The sequence below is a fragment of the Chloroflexota bacterium genome (assembly GCA_009840355.1).
GTDB lineage: Bacteria > Chloroflexota > Dehalococcoidia > Lucifugimonadales > JADFKI01 > Bin90.
The window spans coordinates 1-20,148 of record VXNZ01000023.1 but is presented as its reverse complement, the minus strand read 5'-3'; the positions used below and the strand labels follow the sequence as shown (position 1 = coordinate 20,148).

The 20,148-nt window shown below is 58.7% G+C and carries 14 protein-coding genes; 9 read left to right on the top strand and 5 right to left on the bottom strand.

Annotated elements, in window-relative coordinates; genetic code table 11:
- Window positions 1-432: 432 nt before the first annotated feature.
- The 7 genes from F4X57_05715 (at window position 433) to F4X57_05685 (ending at window position 11,082) form a co-directional block, all read left to right on the top strand.
- The gene (locus F4X57_05715; GenBank protein ID MYC06651.1) at window positions 433-5,016 is read left to right on the top strand and encodes a hypothetical protein; all 4,584 of its coding nucleotides are present in this window, start codon (window positions 433-435) and stop codon (window positions 5,014-5,016) included.
- A 108-nt stretch (window positions 5,017-5,124) separates the two neighbouring features.
- Window positions 5,125-5,703, top strand: coding sequence for a hypothetical protein (locus F4X57_05710; GenBank protein ID MYC06650.1), 579 nt, complete (start codon window positions 5,125-5,127; stop codon window positions 5,701-5,703).
- 24 nt (window positions 5,704-5,727) lie between these two features.
- Window positions 5,728-5,949 (top strand): DUF433 domain-containing protein, encoded by a 222-nt coding sequence (locus F4X57_05705; protein ID MYC06649.1) that lies wholly within the window; start codon window positions 5,728-5,730, stop codon window positions 5,947-5,949.
- Between the two features lie 85 nt (window positions 5,950-6,034).
- Window positions 6,035-6,328 (top strand): hypothetical protein, encoded by a 294-nt coding sequence (locus F4X57_05700; protein MYC06648.1) that lies wholly within the window; start codon window positions 6,035-6,037, stop codon window positions 6,326-6,328.
- An 18-nt stretch (window positions 6,329-6,346) separates the two neighbouring features.
- The gene (locus tag F4X57_05695) at window positions 6,347-7,987 is read left to right on the top strand and encodes a rhodanese-related sulfurtransferase (protein MYC06647.1); all 1,641 of its coding nucleotides are present in this window, start codon (window positions 6,347-6,349) and stop codon (window positions 7,985-7,987) included.
- Window positions 7,988-8,121: 134 nt separating this feature from the next.
- The gene (locus F4X57_05690; protein ID MYC06646.1) at window positions 8,122-9,444 is read left to right on the top strand and encodes an MFS transporter; all 1,323 of its coding nucleotides are present in this window, start codon (window positions 8,122-8,124) and stop codon (window positions 9,442-9,444) included.
- A 318-nt stretch (window positions 9,445-9,762) separates the two neighbouring features.
- Window positions 9,763-11,082, top strand: coding sequence for an MFS transporter (locus F4X57_05685; protein MYC06645.1), 1,320 nt, complete (start codon window positions 9,763-9,765; stop codon window positions 11,080-11,082).
- Window positions 11,083-11,136: 54 nt separating this feature from the next.
- On the opposite strand, the gene F4X57_05680 is transcribed toward F4X57_05685, so the two are convergent.
- The 3 genes from F4X57_05680 to F4X57_05670 all read right to left on the bottom strand — a co-directional run bounded on the left by F4X57_05680 (window position 11,137) and on the right by F4X57_05670 (window position 13,272).
- Complete coding sequence (locus tag F4X57_05680; protein MYC06644.1) at window positions 11,137-11,952, bottom strand: sugar phosphate isomerase/epimerase; 816 nt, start codon at window positions 11,950-11,952, stop codon at window positions 11,137-11,139.
- A gap of 274 nt (window positions 11,953-12,226) precedes the next feature.
- Complete coding sequence (locus F4X57_05675) at window positions 12,227-12,739, bottom strand: RidA family protein (protein MYC06643.1); 513 nt, start codon at window positions 12,737-12,739, stop codon at window positions 12,227-12,229.
- A gap of 2 nt (window positions 12,740-12,741) precedes the next feature.
- The gene (locus F4X57_05670; GenBank protein ID MYC06642.1) at window positions 12,742-13,272 is read right to left on the bottom strand and encodes a flavin reductase family protein; all 531 of its coding nucleotides are present in this window, start codon (window positions 13,270-13,272) and stop codon (window positions 12,742-12,744) included.
- A 458-nt stretch (window positions 13,273-13,730) separates the two neighbouring features.
- Between F4X57_05670 and speB the strand changes: the two genes are divergently transcribed.
- Both speB and gyrB read left to right on the top strand, forming a co-directional pair.
- A complete protein-coding gene (gene speB, locus F4X57_05665; protein ID MYC06641.1) occupies window positions 13,731-14,720 on the top strand; it encodes an agmatinase in 990 nt (329 codons plus the stop codon).
- A gap of 390 nt (window positions 14,721-15,110) precedes the next feature.
- Entirely contained in the window at window positions 15,111-17,057 is a 1,947-nt protein-coding gene (gene gyrB, locus F4X57_05660) for a DNA topoisomerase (ATP-hydrolyzing) subunit B (protein MYC06640.1), read from the top strand.
- Between the two features lie 37 nt (window positions 17,058-17,094).
- On the opposite strand, the gene F4X57_05655 is transcribed toward gyrB, so the two are convergent.
- Both F4X57_05655 and F4X57_05650 read right to left on the bottom strand, forming a co-directional pair.
- Window positions 17,095-18,006 (bottom strand): cobalamin-binding protein, encoded by a 912-nt coding sequence (locus tag F4X57_05655; protein ID MYC06639.1) that lies wholly within the window; start codon window positions 18,004-18,006, stop codon window positions 17,095-17,097.
- Between the two features lie 301 nt (window positions 18,007-18,307).
- Window positions 18,308-19,513: a PLP-dependent aminotransferase family protein gene (locus F4X57_05650; GenBank protein MYC06638.1), complete on the bottom strand. Its 1,206-nt coding sequence runs from the start codon at window positions 19,511-19,513 to the stop codon at window positions 18,308-18,310.
- Window positions 19,514-20,148 lie beyond the last annotated feature (635 nt).

The following is a 20,148-nucleotide window of genomic DNA, read 5'->3' as shown; positions in this document are numbered from 1 at the left end:
AGGCGGGCAAATGCCATTGTCCGAGCGTTAGCGGTCGATAGCGCCTAGCCGAATCGTAAAATAATGCCTACTGCAATGCTGATGGCGACAGCCGTGAACCCTGCTTGCCAGAGGGCAACCTTGTACAAGTCGGCCTTAGTAGCAAAATGCGTCCGTATCTCTTCGATTTGCGCCTCATTGCGCGTTGTGCGCTCTTCGATTGTTGCCATTGGCATGCGCCTACTAAAAGAATAATGCAGCCTATAAAATTCGCCCAATCGGGATACGCATAGATTGCCATAGTGGCATAGAAGTAATGCCGGGCAGTATTTCTTGAACGCAGATTACCTAATGTTGTAATTTAGTGTCAAGGGTTGTAACTGCCTGACATCTTTCTCTACACATCAGGCTTTACACATCAGGTTGAACATCAAGTATCCCACGAACTCCTTTATGTCCAGTCTCCGCCGCCTGCTGACTCACCGCGTCCTGCTCATCGCCATACTCGCGGTTGCCCTCGCATTGCGCTTTTACGGGCTGGCATGGGATGCGGGCTTCTCTTATACCCCGCATCCGGACGAGCGCGCCATTCTGGACAGAGTTATCGGCGTTTCGCCGCCGGCGCTTGGCGATATTCGCCTGCTGTTTGACGCGGAGCAAAGCCCTTGGAACCCGCGCTGGTTCAACTACGGCAGCTTCCCGCTCTATGTGCTGAAGGCGGTGCAGATTGCCGATGCGCCGTTCCTCGATGATGCCAATGATATTCGCGTGCTCGGTCGTGCCGTATCCGGGCTTGCGGACATCCTGACGATACTCGCCGTCTATGGTATCGCCACGCTGGTGTTCGACCGCAGGACGGGCTTGCTCGCCGCCGCTCTGACCGCGCTCGCCGTCATACACATCCAGCTCAGCCACTACTTCGCGGTGGACACGCTGCAGGCGATGCTCGCCATAGCCGCGCTGTACTTCATGGTCAGGGTTGCGCGGGAAGGCAGGCTGCGCGACTCGCTGCTTGCGGGCGCGCTCATCGGACTTGGGCTTGCGACGAAAGCGAGCCAACTGCCCATCATCGCGCCGTTCGTCATCGCGCATCTCATGTTCGCGCTCGCGCTGAACGGCAGCACGCTGAACGGCAGCACGCACACGGATAATTTCGAGACGCGCTTGCGGACGGCATTGCGAGGCGTCGTAGGCGGCGGCGCGATGGCGGTCGTCGCATTGCTAATCGCGCAGCCGTACACGCTGTTGGACTGGAGCACCTTCTTCACCCATGTCAGCGAGCAGTCCGAGATGATACGCGGCATCCGCGACTACCCGTACACGCGGCAATACTCGGATACGCTGCCGTATCTGTATCACATCCGCCAGCTCGCCGTGTGGGGGTATGGCTTGCCGCTGGGCGTGGCTGCGTGGGCTGGGCTTCTGTACATATCGTTGCGCGGCATGCCGTTAAAGATTGGCGTCGCATACCTGCTTGTCGGCTGGGTGCTGCCGGCGGGCATCCTATTCGTGTCGCACGGCGCGGTCGCGGTCGCGGCGGCGGCAGGCATATCGCTGCTTGCGCTGCTCGCCACGCTGCCCGTGCGCTCCAAGCACACGCAGATCGAAGTGCTGTTGCTCTGCTGGGTCGTGCCGTACTTGATAGTAACCGGCGGCTTCCATGTGAAGTTCATGCGCTACATGCTGCCCATCGCGCCGCTTCTGACGCTGTTCGGCGCGCGCTTGCTGTGGACACTGTGGGATGCCGCAAATGATAAGTCCCTTCTCCCTCGATGGGGGAAGGTTAGGATGGGGGTGAAGGTCAGACTACAACGCTTCCTAATAGGCGCGCTGATTGCGCTGATACTCGCCGGCACGGCGTTCTACGCGCTGGCGTATCTCAACGGCGTGTACGGGCAAACTCACACGGCGGTGCGAGCGAGCGAATGGCTGAACCGCAGCGCGCCCCAAGGAGCGACCGTGCTCAAGGAACATTGGGAGGAGTCGCTGCCCAATCAGCGGCGAGATTTCCGGTTCGGCGAGCTGCCGATGTACGAGAACGACCGATACGCCAAGACCGCGCTCATAGCCGAATCGCTCGCGGACGCGGACTATCTGGTGTTATTCAGCAACCGTCTGTACGGTACGATACCGCGCTTGCCGGAGCGCTATCCCATATCGACCGCGTATTACAATCTGCTATTCGCGGAACGGCTCGGATACACGCTGGAAAATGTGCAGACATCGTATCCTGAGATGTTCGGCATCGCATTCGTGGACGACACGCTCGATCGCCCAAGCCTGCCTGCGCCTGCCGCATTGCAGAGACACACAACCGCGCCGATCGCCCTGAATCTGGGCTGGGCGGACGAGAGTTTCTCGGTGTACGACCATCCCAAGGTGCTGATATTCCGCAATACGGGGCGACTCGGCGCGGAGGAGATACAGCGGCTGATAGAGCAGAGCGCGCCGTCCGACGCTTACGACGTGCCGGCAAGGGAACGGCAGTCCTCGCTGGGTCTCGTGTACTCGCCGGAGGACTTGGCGATACAGCAGAGCGGCGGCACATGGACGAGCATCATCCACACGGACAGCTGGACGAATCGCTTGCCCGTGCTGGCATGGCTTGGCGTGCTGGAACTCATCGCGCTGGTCACGCTGCCGCTGACATTCGTCGTATTTCGGCCTCTGTCGGACAGGGGCTACCTGTTCGGCAAGGCGCTGGGGCTGCTGCTGGTCGGGCTAATCGTCTGGCTGCTGGCAAGCACGCAACTGGCGGCGTTCTCGCGGCAGTCCATTGTGCTGGCGATGTTGCTACTGGGCATGGCGTCGCTTGGCGTATTCGCGGTGCGTGGGAACGAGATAATCGACTTTGTGCGGATGCGTTGGCGCGCGCTGGTGGTGGCGGAGGTCGTGTTCATCGCGGCGTTCCTGGTGTTCGTGCTGGTACGAATGGCGAACCCGGACCTGTGGCATCCGTTCCGCGGCGGTGAGAAGCCGATGGACTTCGCGTATCTCAACGCGGTGCTGCGCTCGACAATCATGCCGCCGTATGACCCGTGGTTCGGCGGCGGCTACCTGAACTACTACTATTGGGGGCAGTTCCTGACGGCGCTGCTCGTCCGCGCGACCGCCATCGAGCCGGTGGTCGCTTTCAACCTCGCAGTGCCGACATTCTTCGCGCTGACGGTGGGCGGCGTGTACACCATCGTGTACAACTTAGTGCGGTCCGCGTCGCGCCGCTTGGACGAGAGCATGGGTATTCTGAGCAGCGCGCCGAGGTGGTCCCCTGTGTTAATGGGGCTTGTCGGTGTGGCGTTCGTGGTCGTGCTGGGCAATTTGGACGGCGCAATACAGGTATGGCATGGCGCTGGCAATGTGCTGTCCGGTCAGCCTTTCGGCGAGTTCGATTTCTGGCGCAGCAGCCGCATGATGCCGCCCGACCCGCCCGGTCATGAGATTACGGAGTTCCCGTTCTTCACATTTTTGTTCGCGGACCTGCACGCGCACTTGATGGCGATACCGTTCACGGTGCTGGTGTTGGGACTGTCGCTTGCGGTTGTGCTCTCTGCATCCGAATCATCAAAGTTCCTTCCCCCTCGATGGGGGAAGGTTAGGATGGGGGTGTCTCGCATTGCCAGCGCAATAGTATCCGTCGGAACACTGCGCCTTGCAATTCTCGGCATCGCCGTCGGCTCTCTTGCCCCGCTGAACACATGGGACCTGCCCACATACCTCATCATCGCCGCTGCCGCAATAACCTTCGCGGAGTTCCTGTCACACGGCGGCTTAACGCTGCTCGTGTTGCTGCGTGCGGGCGTCAAGACGGCACTCGTGGTCGTAGTGGGATTCGCGGCGTTCCTGCCGTATCACCTTGCGGGGGAGACGTTCTACAACAGCGTGGAGTCCACGACGAATACGACCGTGCTGTGGCAGTTCCTCGCGATTTCTGGGTTGTTCGTGTTCATCATCGGCGCGTTCGCCGTGGATGAGCTTGCGGAGGGCGTGCGCGGGCAATTCGCTGCGCTCCGGCGCAAGTTCGGACGCCTTTATGACGTGCTGGACGGCGAGGAGGCCGCACCTGTCAGCGTTGGCTGGCTCATCGCCGTGATTAGCGGCGCGCTGCTGGTTGGGCTTGCGCTGACGGCGGCGTTCACCGGGGTCGTCGGCAGCACCGTGCCGTTCGTCTTCGCGCTGGCAGTGCTGCTTGCCGCTGTTGGCGTGGGCGTGCTGCTGAAGGACAGGCCGGATGGGGCGCAGCTGGGGTTCGTGCTGATGCTGGCACTGGTGTCGCTGTCGCTCGTGGTCGGGCTGGACTTCCTGCGCGTGGAAGGCGACATCGACCGGCTGAACAGCATCTTCAAGTTCTACCTGCAAGTGTGGGTGATGCTTGGCATCGCGTCCGCGTATCTGCTGTGGCGGCTGTTCCGCGCGCAGCGCAGTTTCCTTGCCCGCATGCCGTCCGTGAGGCAGGCGTGGAAGTTTGCGCTTGCCGTGCTGGTGCTGAGCGCGGCGATATACCCGGCGCTGGGCACACAGGACAGGCTGCGCGACAGGTTCGAGGGCTATGTTACGCCGCTGACGCTGAACGGCATCGCCTTCATGGAAGGCTCGTCGTTCCGAGAGCACAACGGTGAGTTGATAGACCTCGCGACAGACTCCGAAGGCATCCGCTGGTTGCAGCGAAATGTGCAAGGATCGCCCATCGTCTTGGAAGCGGTAACGCCGTCGTATCGCTGGGCTGGGCGCGTGTCGATGTACACCGGCTTGCCGAGCGTCATCGGCTGGCAGTGGCATCAAGAGCAGCAGCGCGCCGGCTACGCCTACGAAGTCGGCCGCCGCACCGAAGCCGTGCGCACAATCTACTCAACGCAGGACGCCGCGCAAGCCCTGGCGCTAATGCGAACCTACAACGTCAAGTATGTATATCTGGGTCGCCTAGAGCGCATATACTTCCCCGAAGGCATGGCAAAGTTCGCAGACAACCTAGGCGGCGCGTTAGACAAAGTATTCGATAACGGCGAGACGGCGATATATCGCGTGCGGGATGGAGTTTAACATCGATATACAGGCTGGATAGGCTGATGATTAGGTTATGGCTGTGCTTGTCTAATCCGCTTTCCTTCGCTATGCTACTCTTAATTCTATTGGAGGTATTTGGACACTATGACTATCGCTACTTACGCACTGGAAGAGTTCGTTCACGAAATGTCCGCTCTAGTCGATGAGAAGCCTGATCAAGAGACGCTGTTCGACCGCGGCTCGGTGTATCTGGAGCGGCTAATAAACAACCCCGCCGCCATTCCCGAAGAATACAGCATGCCGATGCCCGGCAAGAACCACGGCACATATCTGCTGCACTACGACGGCGACAACGGCTTGCTGGTAACTTCGGTCGTCTGGGGACCGGGCGACCACATCGGACCGCACGACCACTGCACTTGGGGCATGATTGGTGTCGTCGGCAACGGCATCACAGAGACGCGATTCCGACGCGTCGATGACCGCGACCGCGACGACTACGCTGTGCTCGAGCGCGACCGCGAGACGCTCGTCAAGCCGGGCGATGTGTCGCTTCTCATACCCAATGTGGACGAAATCCACCAGATGGACAACCACACCGCCCGCCCGACTGTCGAGATCCACGTCTATGGCAACGACCTGCGCGGCTTGGAGCGCAGCGCCTTCAACCTAGAAACCGGCGAGATAAAGCACTTCGCGACGACGAAGTTCAGCAACTGCTAACAAGCATCGCGCAGGGTCAGAACGATGACATTCGATCGCATAACGATTAATCCAAGCGTGTGTCAGGGCAAGGCCACGGTTAGAGGCATGCGGATCACGGTTGAATTCGTGCTCAAGCTTATTGGCAATGGCTATACGGCAAACGACATCCTGCGGGAATATCCCATCCTTGAACTAGAGGATGTTCATCAGTGCACTGCGTATGGCGCGTGGCTCGCTAGCCAGAAGACAGTGAGCATCGGGTGAGATTACTGACCGACATTCATATCTCGCCGCGCACTGTGCAGTTTCTTAACGAGATTGGGCATGACGCATTCCGGTTGTCTCCGTAATGGCAGCTACTTCTGCGGATGAAGAGATTGTGCCGAAGGCAATCGAGTTGCAACGGGTAGTGCTTACGCAAGATCTGGACTTCTCGGAGTTAGTCGCGCTGTCTGGCAGGATGGAACCGTCGATTGTTCAGATTCGCTTAACTGATTCTAGAGTGGACAATGTCAACCGAATGTTGGAACTTGCACTACCGACATTAGAAGACGCCGTTGTGTCAGGTGTCATAGCTATTGTGGAAGAGTTTCGCGTTCGGACGCGCGCGCTGCCAATTCATGCAAGTTGGAACATAGAATGAAATCGAAAAGGTGAAGTAGTGTCCGCAACAATCTCCCCGCAAGACCTTGACGCGCTGCTGAAGGGTGGCTCGCCGTTCGCGCTGATAGATGTGCGCGAGACGGGCGAGTATAACAACGCCCACATCCCTGGCGCGAGCCTGATCCCGCGCCGTGATCTCGAGGCGCAGATTGCCGACGCCGTGCCGCATACCGCAACGCCGGTCGTGCTTTGTGACGACGACTCGCGCCGCGCTGCGCTGTCCGCCGACACGCTGAGACGGCTCGGCTACTCCGATGTGTCCGTGCTGGACGGTGGCATCAACCGCTGGGTTACACAGGAATACTTGACCGAGTGGGGCGTGAATGTGCCGAGCAAAGACTTCGGCGAAAAGGTTGAGGTCGTGCATCATGTCCCCGAAATAGACGCAGTGGAACTGCGCGAGCGCATCGAGCGCGGCGACGATCTGGTCATACTCGACACGCGCACGCCCGAAGAGTATCAGCGCCTCTGCATCCCCGGCGGCAGAAGCGTGCCGGGCGCGGAGCTTGCGCTCCGAATCACCGACATCACCAAAGACCTCAGCGACGACGCAACGGTCGTCATCAACTGCGCGGGGCGCACACGCAGCATCATCGGCACGCGCGTCTTGCAGCGCATGGGCATGCCGAACGTGGTGGGGCTGAAGAACGGTACGGCGGGCTGGTCGCTCGCCGGATACTCGCTCGAATCAGGTGCAGACCGTCTTGAACTGCCCGACCTGTCCGAAGAAGGCATCGCCGCCGCCGAGGCATACGCAGACCGCATAGCCGAAGAAGACGGCGTGCAGTACATCGACGCGGGTGAATTACAGGCGCTTATGGCGCGGCACGATGACGAGACCGTGTATCTTGTGGATGTGCGAACCGAAGGCGAGTATGCGGATGGGCATATCCCCGGCTTCCGCTGGTTCGCAGGCGGGCAGGCTGTGCAGCGTTCCGATGAAGTCGCCGTCGTGAAGAACTGTCCCATCGTGTTCTGCTGCGACGGACGGGCGCGCGCGGCAATCACCGCGTCGTGGTACAGGCAGATGGGGCATGAGCATGTGTACGCCGTGCATGGCGGCACGGGCGAATGGCAGCGCGCCGGACATTCGCTAGAGCGAGGACATTCGCAAGCAAAGCCACTCGGCTGGGACGATGCGCAAAACAAGGTTCGAATGCTCGCGCCCTCCGATGTGCCGTCAGCGTCCGACACATCCACAACGCTTGTGGATACAAGTGGTGGAACAGCAGCGTACATCCAAGAAAAAACTGACGCGACCATCATCTTCGTCGGCACGAGCCAGCAGTTCGCCGAAGGGCATATTCCCGGCGCACGCTGGGTGCCTCGCGGCTGGCTTGAGGCGCAAATAGCCGACTTCGCGCCGGACAAGTCTGCGCCCGTAGTCGCAACCTGCGCGGACGGCATTGCGTCCACCTTCGCCGCCGCCACGCTTGCCGACGAAGGCTACTCCGAAGTCGCCGTGCTGCAAGGCGGCATGAGCGCATGGCGTCAAGCCGGCAGAGGCGTAGAGCAAGGCTTATCAGGCGTAATGTCCACACCCGCCGATGTGGTGCCGGCAGGCACCGACCGCGGCTTCGCTGACATGATGAACTACCTGCGCTGGGAGGAAGAGCTGGGCAGGAAGTACGAATCCTAGTCGCGCGGCAATGCACCCTGCTACCTTCCTTTTGTGCGGGAAGGTTAGTATGAGGCAAAGAACCTCAAGTGTCCAATAGCGATTTCCGCTATACTAATACACTTTCCACATTTACTTTACACAATAACCACTCAATGTCGAGATTCTTTGGGCAAAGGGCGTTTTACGCCGTCACATTTGGACAGTTTATATCGCTTCTTGGCTCTGGGATGACGCGGTTCGGGCTGGGCATCTGGGTTCTGCGCGAAACCGGAGACACTACCGCATACAGCGCGCTGCTGTTTTTCGCCGTGCTTCCCGTGGGACTTGGTTCGATATTCACCGGCACACTGGTGGACAGGTGGAACCGCCGCGTAGTCATGCTCGCCGGCAATACCGTCGCCAGCCTGAGCACGCTGGTCGCAGCGCTGCTGTTCTTTGGCGGCGCGCTGGAGATATGGCACCTGTACATTGTACTAACCGTCAATGGCATTGCGAACGCATTCGTGATTCCTTCGATGGAAGCCAGCGTGCCGATGCTTGTCAAGAAGGAAAATCTTGGACGGGCAGTAGGTCTGACGCAGCTGACCACTTCCCTGGAGCTTATCGTGTCTCCGGCTCTGGCAGGCATACTTCTTGTCTCATCCGGATTAGGCTTCATTTTCATCGTGGACTTCGTAACCTTCGGTGCGTGCGTAATTGCGCTTGCCCTATCCGCGATCCCGCAGCCTGCCTCCGACCCCGACCATGAGCGCACCAGTCTGCTGGGCGAGTTCATCTTCGGCTTTCGCTACATTGCGGAGCGGCCACCTTTCGTGTACCTAATGACCTTAGTCACTTTGGCATTTTTCCTCATGCCAGGCATCGGATACGCGCTCTCCACGCCTCTGGCGCTAAGCGTCGCCGATGAAAGAGCTGCTGGACTGATACGGTCGAGCTTCGGTGCCGGAGCGATGATTTCAGGAATACTACTAACGGCGTGGGGCGGTCCCAAGCGCCGAATGTACGGCGTGTTGGCAAGCTTAGCGATCGCGGGGCTGGCGAGCATTCTGATTGGCGCGCGTGAGAGCATACCGCTGATGGCGGCGGGCACGTTCTGCATTGGCGTAACCTTCATGTTCATGTTCGGGATGAACAGGGTTATCTGGCAGGTCAAGGCAGCGCCCGAAGTGCTCGGTCGGATATCCTCCCTTCGCATGGCGCTAGGGAGCGGCGCCTCATCTATCGGAGTGCTCGTCGCAGGCCCGCTGGCACAGCATGTATTCGAGCCTATGATGGCGGAAGGGGGTGCGCTTGCCGGAAGCTTCGGTCCAATTATCGGCGTGGGCGATGGACGTGGCATGGCACTGATATATATCATCGAAGGACTGATGCTCATCACGCTAGTTGCCGTATCCGCCCTAACCCGCCGCATCCGCCTAATGGAAGACCTGCTGCCAGACCAAACACCGTCCGTCAATGTTAAGAATGTCAATTAGGTTCTGTGGACAATTCACAACTGCGTCCAGGCATTCCTGGGGAAGCAGAGCCTGTTCCCCTGTGCAAACAGGGGAATCCAGCGCCTTCAGGCGGCGCCAATATGACAAAAACTGCTATATTTTAAGATTCAGGGATTCCGGATTCCCGTTTTCACGAGGACATGCTTCACGGGAATGCTCCAATTGTCCACAGCACCTAGCCACAACACCTAGCCACAACACATAATATGAGACAAAGAATCTCAGGCGTCCAATAGCAATTTTTGCTATACTAACTGATACACACCTTATACATTTATCTTCTACATTAGCCTCTTCATGTCGAGATTCTCCGGACAAAAGGCGTTTTACGCCATCACATTTGGGCAGCTTATATCGCTTGTTGGCTCTGGCATGACGCGGTTCGGGCTGGGCATCTGGGTCTTGCTGGAGATTGGCGACGCCACCGCGTACACTGCGATGCTCTTCTTCGCCGTGCTTCCTTTGGGGCTGGCGTCCATATTCACCGGCACGCTCATCGACATCTGGGATCGCCGTATCGTGATGCTGCTGGGCAATGTTGTCGCAAGCCTGAGTACGCTTGTCGTAGCAATCCTGTTCTTCACCGACACGCTGGCGATATGGCACCTGTATGTCGCGCTCGCCGTGAACGGGCTTGCAAACGCATTTGTCATCCCGTCCTTCGAGGCGAGCGTACCGCTGCTCGTTAAGCGCGAGAACCTCGGCAGAGCGGCGGGACTCACGCAGATGACCGTATCGCTGGAGATAATCCTCGCGCCTGCGCTCGCCGGCGTGCTGGTGGCGTCCGCAGGGCTTGGCATCATCTTCATCGTGGACTTCGTGACATTCGGCGTGAGCGTCATAGCGCTCGCTGTATCTGTGATACCGCGCCCGGTGGTCAGTGCCGACCGTGGCGCGAACCTGCTGGACGGCTTCGTGTTCGGGCTGCGATACATCGGACAGCGACCGTCGTTCGTGTATTTGATGGTCTTCATCACCATCACCATGTTCCTGATGCCCGGAATCGGCTACGCGCTATCGACACCCATCGCGCTGAGCGTGGCGGACGAAACCGCGGCGGGACTGATACTCTCCGCGTTCGGCGCAGGCGCGATGGTTTCGGGCTTCCTGCTGACTGCGTGGGGCGGGCCAAAGCGCCGTATGACCGGCATGCTTGTCAGCCTGACACTTGCCGGACTTGCGAGCATGCTGATAGGCGTGCGTGAGAGCATACCGCTGATGGCGGCAGGCGTGTTCCTGCTCGGCGTTACATTCATGTTCATGTTCGGGCTGAACAGAGTTATATGGCAAGAAAAAGCAGCGCCGGAAGTGCTCGGTCGTATATTCTCGCTGCGTGTGGCGTTGGGCATCGGCGCGCAGTCGCTTGGCGTGCTTGTGGCGGGGCCACTGGCGCAGCATGTGTTCGAGCCTATGATGGCGGAAAGCGGCGCGCTCGCCGGAAGCGTGGGCGCATTCATCGGCGTGGGAGAGGGACGCGGCATGGCGCTGATGTACATCGTCGCCGGCCTCATGCTCATCACGCTAGTTGCCGTATCCGCCCTAACCCGCCGCATCCGCCTAATGGAAGACCTGCTGCCAGACCAAACACCGGCCGCCGATGTTAAAGATGTTGACTAACGGGACGGACAAGATAAGGCACTCATCCTAATCCCATCCATCCTATCTGTCCTGTCAGCCCCGCAAATAGCCAAAGCTCGCGGTCAGGTTGTCGAACACATCGTCGTGCGGTGGGATTTCCATTATGGCGGCGCCGGTGTATCCCTTGTCTTGCAGCGCTTGCAGCATGCGATGGCAGTCCACATCGCCGCTGTCCACGGTGGGAATTGCATCGCCGCCGCGCGTCTGCTTGAAGTGCGCGATCTTTATCATGTCAACCGGCAGCGCCTCTATCTCGCCAACCGGGTCGCTGTCCGCGTCGATGCGGAGTTGGTTCGTGGGATCGGGGCAAAGGCCGAGCATTATCCCTTGTTCTGCGGGCAGCGCGTCCCTGACCGCCTGCACCAGCATCGCCAGGCTGCGTATCGGCTGACCGGAGTTTTCCATCGACAGCGTTACGCCGCGTTCAGCCGCCGATTGTACCAGTGCCGCAATGCTCATCGCGGTCTGCGGTATGTCGTCCGGCGATTCCCATAGCGCATCGAAGCGCGAGGGATCAACCATTCGCAAGTGCGGCGCGTCGGGCGACACGGCAATCGCGGCGTCCAGCATCGATTCCCACAATGCGGACTGCGGTTGCGCGGATTGCGACAAGCACGGATACGCCACCGCGAGGTTGAAGGACATGTCGGGATACCGCGCGACCAGCGCCTTCAAATTGCCGATGTTCGGGCGCCAAGCATCGCCCTCGCCGCTCTCGCATGCGGCAAGGCAAGTTTGCCGCAGCTCGATGTGAGCCGCACCGCGCTCTGCCGCCTGTCCCACCAGCGATTCTACGCTCTCGTTCTCCAGCCGCTCACGCCAAGAGTTTGTTATCGCTCCGAGTTTCATCTTCTGCCCCTATCCTGCCTATGCTGTCCAACGATGTAAGACGATTTCACAAATGCAATTTATTCCCGTCATTTGCGACTTACACCTATCATTCGCGACTTATTCCCGTCATTTGCGACTTATACCTGTCATTTCGAGCGAAGCGAGAAATCTAAAGTCGGAAACAGGTTTGCATGCGACGGTCCCTGCGAAGGCAGGGACATGCTTCAGATTCCTCACTGCGTTCGGAATGACAACATTAAGGATTGTGAAATCGTCTCATCGATGTAAGTTTCTATGCTGCCACACGGTAGGCGATGCAGTTCACTATCTCGATGCGCAACGGCGGCTGCGCGAGTCCCGTCGTGCCGATGACCGCTCTGCACGGCGGATTTGGTATGAACTCGCGATACACTTCGTTCAGCAGCTGCCACTTGCTCATGTCGGTCAGGAATATGACGAGCGTAACCACGCGGCTGAAGTCCGTGCCTGCCGCTTCGAGAGACATCTGCGTGTGGCGGAATGCGGCGCGGTACTGCTCTTCGTCCGTATCGCCGACAATCTCGCCGTCGAAGCCCGATGGCGTCGTGCCGCGTACGAACACCTTGACGGCGCGCACCTTCAGCATCCGCAGCATGTCTTCCTCAAAGTAGTCGCCGTACAAGCCGATGCGATACGAATCAAGCGCTGTCGTCTGCTTGCGTCCGTCGGCGATAATCATATCCAGCAATCCGTCCCGCGCGTCGAACGGCAGCGCGTTCGCCTCGTCGATGCTCATCGCGTCCAGGTCGGCTAGTGTGTATGTCATGGCTATCCGTCCAGCACGACGCGGCCGAACTTGCCTTGGCAGTAGGCGAGCGCCTCGCCGTCGTTAAGGTCGATGCGTTCCACTGCACCGATAAAGATAGTATGGTCGCCTTCGACATGTTCGTGCACGGTGCGGCAATCCATAGACGCGATGCTACCGTCTATGAACGCTGCGCCGCTCTCGGTGAAGGTGAACGACACATCAAAGTCCGCGCTGCGCCGCTCTGCGGGAGACGCGTAGTGGCTCGCAATTGCGCGCTGCTCGCCGCTCAGTATATTGATTGCGAATCTGCCCGCATCCTTAATAAGCGGATACGAATTGCGGTTGTGCCCAACGGACACCAGCACGAGCAGCGGGTCCAGCGATACGGAGTTTATGCCGTTCGCCGCCATACCGTGCACGCTGCCGTCCGGCTCGATCGAAGTAACCACGGATACGCCGGTAGGGTAGTTCCCCCAAGCTTGCAGAAATGCTTCCAGAGACGCTTCTTGTTCACCCATAAACCTCACCTCACTCCTTTCACTATTATTCATAAGCTAGAGCGATTATAAAATGACATCCGCAATAATGAAAGACCTGGCGATTGCGCCGTTCCCACTGTCATTCAACAGGATGTGCGGGATGGGTAGGATGCGTCCCTTCCCCCTTGATGTGCTGACAGGGGTAGGTACTTGATTAACGGAGCTTTGGCAGTTTTTCCTTGTCATTCCGAACGGAGTGAGGAATCTAACATCCTTGACTACGAAAGGGGTTGTCTTATGGCAGTTATTTTAGATTCCTCACTCCGCTGCGTTCAGAATGGCAGAAAGAGTAAGTTTTTGCATTGAATTCACCATTTACCTACCCTTGTCTGCCCCTTGATGTGGGAAGGCTGGGAGATGGTGGGATGCCCAATGTCAATGATGTCAATCAGGTAGAATGGGTGTAAGAACTACATTCGACACTCGGGCGACACTCCGCAGAATACCTATCAGCAAAGCGAGGTTTTCCTATGCCTGACCTTCGTGGACCCGACCGCCAGCCGGCGTTTCTTGGCATACCTACTTACATCCACTCGCCGCTTGCGTTGTCACAGGAAGAGCTTGCCGAAATGCAAGCAGATGTCGCCGTTATTGGCGCGCCGGTGGATATGGGCGTGGTCAACCGTCCCGGTGCGCGCTTTGGTCCGCGCGCCATCAGGCAGGCGGGATACTCCGGCGCGCCCAACGACACCTTCTACCACATGGAGTACGAGCTTTACCCGACGCAGGAAGTGAAAGTCGTGGATTTCGGCGATGCGAACTGCCCGCCAAGCTCGCTCGAACTCAGCCACGAAGCGGTGCGAATGAAGACGATGCAGGCATTGCAAACGGGCGCGATACCGCTCGTGCTGGGCGGCGACCATTCCATCACGCTGCCCGCTGCGACGGCGGTCGCGCAGCATCACGGATACGGTCGCGTGGGAATGATCCACTTCGATGCGCACGCGGATACCGGCGAATCCGGCTATGGCGGCGTGCTTATCGCGCACGGCAGCCCGATGCGCCGCCTGCTGGAAAGCGGCGCAATTCCCGGTCGCAATTTCATACAGATTGGACTGCGCGGATACTGGCCCGACCGACCGCTGTTCGAGTGGATGAAGCAGCAGGGCATGCGCTGGCACCTGATGGCGGAAATCGTAGATAGGGGATTCGAGGCAGTGCTGGAAGACGCCATCAGCGAGGCGCTCGACGGACCTGAGGTGATATACCTGTCCGTGGATATTGATGTGCTCGACCCGGCGTTCGCGCCTGCGACCGGCACGCCCGAACCCGGCGGCATGACATCGGCGCAGCTGCTCAAGGCGGTGCGAACCATAGTGTCGTCTGTGGAACTTGTCGGCGCGGACATCGTGGAAGTCGCGCCGCACTACGAAGGACCGGCTGCAATCACCGCAGAAGTCGCCAGCCGCATCGGTCTGGAAATCATCAGCGCGTTAGCCAACCGCCGCCGTTCTAACTGACAAGGATGACGAGGATATTCAGAATTTGGCGCGCCCGTTCCATCCTGAATATCCTCTATATCCATGTCAATCCTGCGCGAACACATGTGTTTCTCGCGCTTGAACTATGTCTTGGAAAATGATAAAATGTGGTCATAGAAAACCTTGATGATTTCCGCATTTTGTTGTCCACTTGAACTGGGCGTTTATCCCATCTTTATCGCGTGTTCGCCTTCCACCTGCTTGTGTTTTGGCGCCAAGTCCCCGGCATGCACGCCTGCGCCCAAGCTTGCGCATCCTTGATGCGCCGGTGCTTAATCTGCCTGAAATCCAAGGGCAATCTATGCGCAATCTGCGCGCAGATTGCCCAGCCGCAGGCTCGATTTGAGCCTAATCGTCAGGAGCGAAAATATGGCGACTACAAGAGAAGCAGACCTGTACACTGCCGATGACATTCAGGTGCTCGAAGGCATGGAAGCCGTGCGAAAGCGCCCAGGCATGTACATCGGCAGCACCGACCAGCGCGGTTTGCACCACCTTATCTACGAGATTGTGGACAACGGCGTGGACGAGTTTATGGCAGGATTCTCCACTCGCGTCTCCATTCACATTCAGCGCGACGGCACGGTTCGCATCGAAGACGACGGACGCGGCATCCCCGTCGATGTTCACCCCACGACAGGCATGACAGCCGTTGAGACCGTTATGACCACGCTGCACGCAGGCGGCAAGTTCGGCGGCAAGGCGTACGCGGTAAGCGGTGGGCTGCACGGCGTCGGCGCATCGGTCGTCAACGCGCTCTCCGAAAGCCTAGAAGTCGAAGTCAGCCGCGACGGAATGGTGTACACACAGTCATTCTCGCGCGGCAGGGGACAGTCCGCGCTCACATCGGAGTCGCTGCCAAAGGGCAGCCGCCGCAAGACCGGCACCGCAGTGTCGTTCATGCCCGACGACGAGATTTTCGAGGACTTCGCGTACGACTTCGACACGCTGCGACAGCGCTTCAAGGAAATGGCATACCTGAACAAAGGCTTGGAGATTACCTTCCGCAGCGACTGGCGCGGACACGAAAATCTTTGGCCCAACAATGAGGTAACCTACTACTTCGAGGGCGGTATCTCCAGCTTCGTTCGCAGCCTGAACCAGAAGCGATCGGTCGTACATCCCGACCCTATCTACACCGAAAAACAGGTCGAAAACACCATCGTCGAAGTGGCGATGCAGTACAACGACAGCTTCACCGAGTTCGTGCATTCCTTCGCCAACTGCATCAACACCATCGACGGCGGCTCGCACATCACCGGCTTCCGCAGCGCGCTAACCCGCATCATTAACGACTACGGGCGCAAGCAGAGCCTCATCAAGGAAAACGAGCCGAATCTCGCCGGCGAGGATGTGCGCGAAGGCTTGGCGGCGGTCATCAGTGTGAAGCTGACTGAACCGCAGTTCGAAGGACAGACCAAAACGCGGCTGGGCAACCCGGAAGTGAGAACGCAGGTCGAAGGCGTGGTCGCGGAGGCGTTGCAGTACTACCTAGAAGACAACCCGCAGGATGCCAAGCGCATTATCGAAAAGTGCCTGACGGCGCAGCGCGCTCGGGACGCTGCGCGAAAAGCCCGAGACCTAATCATCCGCAAGAACGCGATGGACGGCGGCGGGCTGCCCGGCAAGCTCGCGGACTGCTCCGAGAAGAACCCGGAGTTCTGTGAACTTTACCTCGTGGAAGGAGATTCGGCAGGCGGCACTGCGAAGATGGGACGCGACCGCCGCAATCAGGCGATTCTGCCGCTGTGGGGCAAAATCCTGAATGTGGAAAAGGCGCGCGCCGACAAGATGCTCGCCCACGACGCCATCCGCTCCATGATTACCGCCATCGGCGCAGGCTTAGACGACGACATCGACCTCAGCAAACTGCGCTATCACCGCGTCATCATCATGACAGATGCCGATGTGGACGGCTCGCACATCCGCACGCTGATGCTGACCTTCTTCTTCCGCCACATGCGCCAGCTCATCGAGCACGGCCACCTGTACATCGCGCAGCCGCCGCTGTACAAGATAAGCTCGGGCAGGCAGTCGTACTGGGTGTACAGCGAGGGCGAGCGCGAGGGCGTAATGGCGCAGCTCAAAGGCAGGCGCAACATCAACCTACAGCGCTACAAGGGCTTGGGCGAGATGAACGCCGAGCAGCTCTGGGAGACTACGATGGACCCGGAAAAGCGCACGCTATTGCAGGTGTCTATCGAGGACGCTGGCAGCGCGGACGAAATGTTCTCCATCCTGATGGGCAATGTAGTAGAGCCGCGCCGCAACTTCATCCAAGCCCACGCGCTAGAGGTGCAGAACCTGGATGTGTAATCCCCATCCTGCCCATCATCGTGTACATAGATGTAAATTAGTAGTCAGCCCGCACAATCTCAGCCGCCGCGCTAGGGAACTCGCCCGGACGCAGCATCTCCGCTATCTGCTCCAGCCCGTCCACTAGGCGCGGACCGCTGCGGCTGAAGTACGACCCGGAATCTACGAAGTAGGCGCGCCCGTTGGCGACCGCCGGCAGTTTGCGCCATTCGTCGAGATTGCCCAAGCGCTCAAATTCTTCGCGTGCGCGCGCCGCGTCCATACCGCAGGGCATGAGCGCCAGCACATCGGGCTGCGATTCGGCAAGTTCCTCCATTGTAATGCGGCGAGACGGCGCGCCCGGTTTGGCGAGCGCGTCAACGCCACCGGCAAGCTCGACCATCTGCGGTATCCAATGCCCCGCCACAATTGGCGGATCCAGCCATTCGATGCACGCCACGCGCGGCGTATCTTCAGCCGCTGACGCGCGTGATTGCACGGCATCCATACGCCCGCGAAGTTCTGCGACAAACGCAGCCGCCGCATCCGGCACGCCGCAAAGGTCGCCAACCATCCGTATGTCGTCAAGCATGTCGGGCAGCGACGCCGGGTCGAGCGAAATCACATTCGGCGGGTAGGGCAGGCGAGACGCCGCGTGCCGCACATCCTCATATGACACGGCGCACACATCGCAAAGCTCCTGCGTGATGACGAGGTCCGGCGCAGCATCGCGCAGCACATCTTCGTCCACTTCATAGATGCGTTCGCCGCGCCTGTACATCTCCGTTACGATGCGGTCGATCTCTTGGCTGCTCAGCGCATTCGCGTCGAACTTGCTGCGCACAATCTTCGGCTTGTCGAGCGCCGCCGCGGGATAGTCGCACTCGTGGCTAACCGCGCCAAGCGAGTCGCCCAGCCCCAGCGCAAACACAATCTCCGTCCCGCTTGGCAAGAAAGAACAAATACGCATAGGAGTCTTTCAGTCCGTCAGTTGTCAGTTTGTCAGTCGGTGGTATAGATTACTCAATTCATACGGATGGTATCGAATCTGGGTTCTGCGGACATTTGAAAACAAGCGCACCTGCCTTGAATAACGCCCTTAATCCGTTGCTCCGAACACTCTCAATCTAAAGTCGTTGCTTGCAAGCCCGTTTCCGAGTTTAGGTTTCTCGCTCCGCTCGAAATGACGAGCGAAAACAGAGCGCTAGGCGCAAAGTCAACACAACCTAATATAGAGTTGTCAATTGACAAACTGAAAACTGACAACCTACCTACCCCATCACGCCCTCGCGTTCAAACGCCTCGGCGAGCCGCGCTATGCCTTCATGGATTTCATCCGGCGTATTGTAGCCGAAGCACAGGCGCGCGTAGTTGCGCCCCGATACGCCATCCGGCGCAAACAAGGGTCCAGCCTGATAGCCCACATCCGCCGTATCCAGCACCTTGTCGCGTATGGCGGTGATGTCCGCCTCTTCGGGCATACGCAGCCAGATGAACAACCCGCCTTCGGGCTTGCTCCAAGTCGCCGCGCCGCCGAAGTTTTCGCCCAGCGCCGCCAGCATTGCGTCCCGCTTCGCGCGCTGTATGTCGTTAATCTCCACGATGTGCTCGTCCAGATTTTCCGCCGAATAGCGGTGCACGGCCCAAGACGCGAACTGGTTCGCCGCGCCACCGCTCTTCACCACGCGCGCCACATCCAGCACCTCGCGCGGCGCAGTCAGATAGCCCAGCCGCATGCCCGGCGCGATAATCTTGGAGAACGACGCCGCGTACATCACGCTGCCCGTGTCGTCTAGCGAGTGGATGGATGTAACATCCTCGCCTTCGTAGCGCAGGTCAACATAGCAGTCGTCTTCGAGGATAGGCACGCCGTGCTTCTGCGACAAGCGCACCATCTCTTTGCGCCGCTCAAGCGTCATCGTCCAGCCCTGCGGATTCTGGAATGTGGGAATCGTGTAGATGAACTTAGGTCGCTTGCCCTCGCTTGTCGCCTTGACAATCGCGCTTTCCAGGGCGTCCGGCAGCATGCCTTCGTCGTCGCACTCGACGCCGCGGATGTCCGTGTGGAAGCGCCGTAGCTGCCCCAGCGTGCCGGAGTACACGAAGTTCTCCACCAGCACGACATCGCCCGGATCCAACAGCGCTTCGCATATCATGTGGATGGGCTGTCCGGAGCCGTCCCCGATGATGAGGTCGTCAATCCCGATGTTAATGCCCCTGTCGCGCGCCAGCTTATCCGCAACGAACTGGCGAAGCGGCGCATAGCCGCTCTGGTTCGCGTAGATGGCGAGGTCGTCTCCCTCTTCGGAAAGCCCTTGCCTGAGCGCATCCACCAGCCCGTCGAGCGGCATCGACTTCGGGTCCGGATACGCCACCGCGAAGTCATACTTGCCGCGCTTAACGACGGGAGCGTCCCTGCCTTCGGGCGCGTTCTTCGCGAAGAGATTTTTGAAGCTAAACGGTTTGGCGTCAGCCATTGGTATGTCCTCCTTAATATCCGCCAAATATGGCTACTCAAACAAGTGTATTATCTTTGAGACGATTTCACAAATGCAATTTATTCGGTATTGCTTACACGTGTTGAAGTGAGGCATTTTGTCCCTTCCCCCTCGATGGGGGAAGGTTAGGATGGGGGTGAAGCCTACATGAAAAGCAATGTTGAATGTGACACCAACGCCTATTAGCAATACCATTTATTCCTGTCATTTGCAATTTACTCTTGTCATTTCGAGCGAAGCGAGAAATCTTAACGCGTTTACTACGGACAGGCTTATTTCCACACAGCGATTTTAGACCCTTCACTTCGTTCAAGGTGACAACCGAAATACCCTGAATCCACAAGACGATTTCACAAATCCCCTCCCCCTTGACGGGGGAGGGTTAGGGTGGGGGTGAAAAGCATCAGGACGCCTGTAATTCCTAGATTTCTGGATTTCCGCTTTCGTGGGAAAGGCGAACCTAGTAGTCGAAGAGCATTTGTGAAATCGTCTTTGAATCCACATCCTCCCCTTGACAACCCAAACACTCACCCCTATAATCAGAACATATGATTTCACGCACTCAAGCCCTGTCAGCCCCCGGTAAGCAATGTGGGGAACTGAAAACTGATAAC

What these genes read in the sequence shown, in the direction of transcription:
- F4X57_05715 (MYC06651.1), top strand. Translation starts at nt 433, where the DNA reads ATGTCCAGTCTCCGCCGCCTGCTGACTCACCGCGTCCTGCTCATCGCC.
- gyrB (MYC06640.1), top strand. Translation starts at nt 15,111, where the DNA reads ATGGCGACTACAAGAGAAGCAGACCTGTACACTGCCGATGACATTCAG.
- F4X57_05680 (MYC06644.1), bottom strand. Translation starts at nt 11,952, where the DNA reads ATGAAACTCGGAGCGATAACAAACTCTTGGCGTGAGCGGCTGGAGAAC.
- F4X57_05705 (MYC06649.1), top strand. Translation starts at nt 5,728, where the DNA reads ATGACATTCGATCGCATAACGATTAATCCAAGCGTGTGTCAGGGCAAG.
- F4X57_05710 (MYC06650.1), top strand. Translation starts at nt 5,125, where the DNA reads ATGACTATCGCTACTTACGCACTGGAAGAGTTCGTTCACGAAATGTCC.
- F4X57_05685 (MYC06645.1), top strand. Translation starts at nt 9,763, where the DNA reads ATGTCGAGATTCTCCGGACAAAAGGCGTTTTACGCCATCACATTTGGG.
- F4X57_05700 (MYC06648.1), top strand. Translation starts at nt 6,035, where the DNA reads ATGGCAGCTACTTCTGCGGATGAAGAGATTGTGCCGAAGGCAATCGAG.
- F4X57_05675 (MYC06643.1), bottom strand. Translation starts at nt 12,739, where the DNA reads ATGACATACACACTAGCCGACCTGGACGCGATGAGCATCGACGAGGCG.
- F4X57_05690 (MYC06646.1), top strand. Translation starts at nt 8,122, where the DNA reads ATGTCGAGATTCTTTGGGCAAAGGGCGTTTTACGCCGTCACATTTGGA.
- F4X57_05655 (MYC06639.1), bottom strand. Translation starts at nt 18,006, where the DNA reads ATGCGTATTTGTTCTTTCTTGCCAAGCGGGACGGAGATTGTGTTTGCG.
- speB (MYC06641.1), top strand. Translation starts at nt 13,731, where the DNA reads ATGCCTGACCTTCGTGGACCCGACCGCCAGCCGGCGTTTCTTGGCATA.
- F4X57_05670 (MYC06642.1), bottom strand. Translation starts at nt 13,272, where the DNA reads ATGAATAATAGTGAAAGGAGTGAGGTGAGGTTTATGGGTGAACAAGAA.
- F4X57_05650 (MYC06638.1), bottom strand. Translation starts at nt 19,513, where the DNA reads ATGGCTGACGCCAAACCGTTTAGCTTCAAAAATCTCTTCGCGAAGAAC.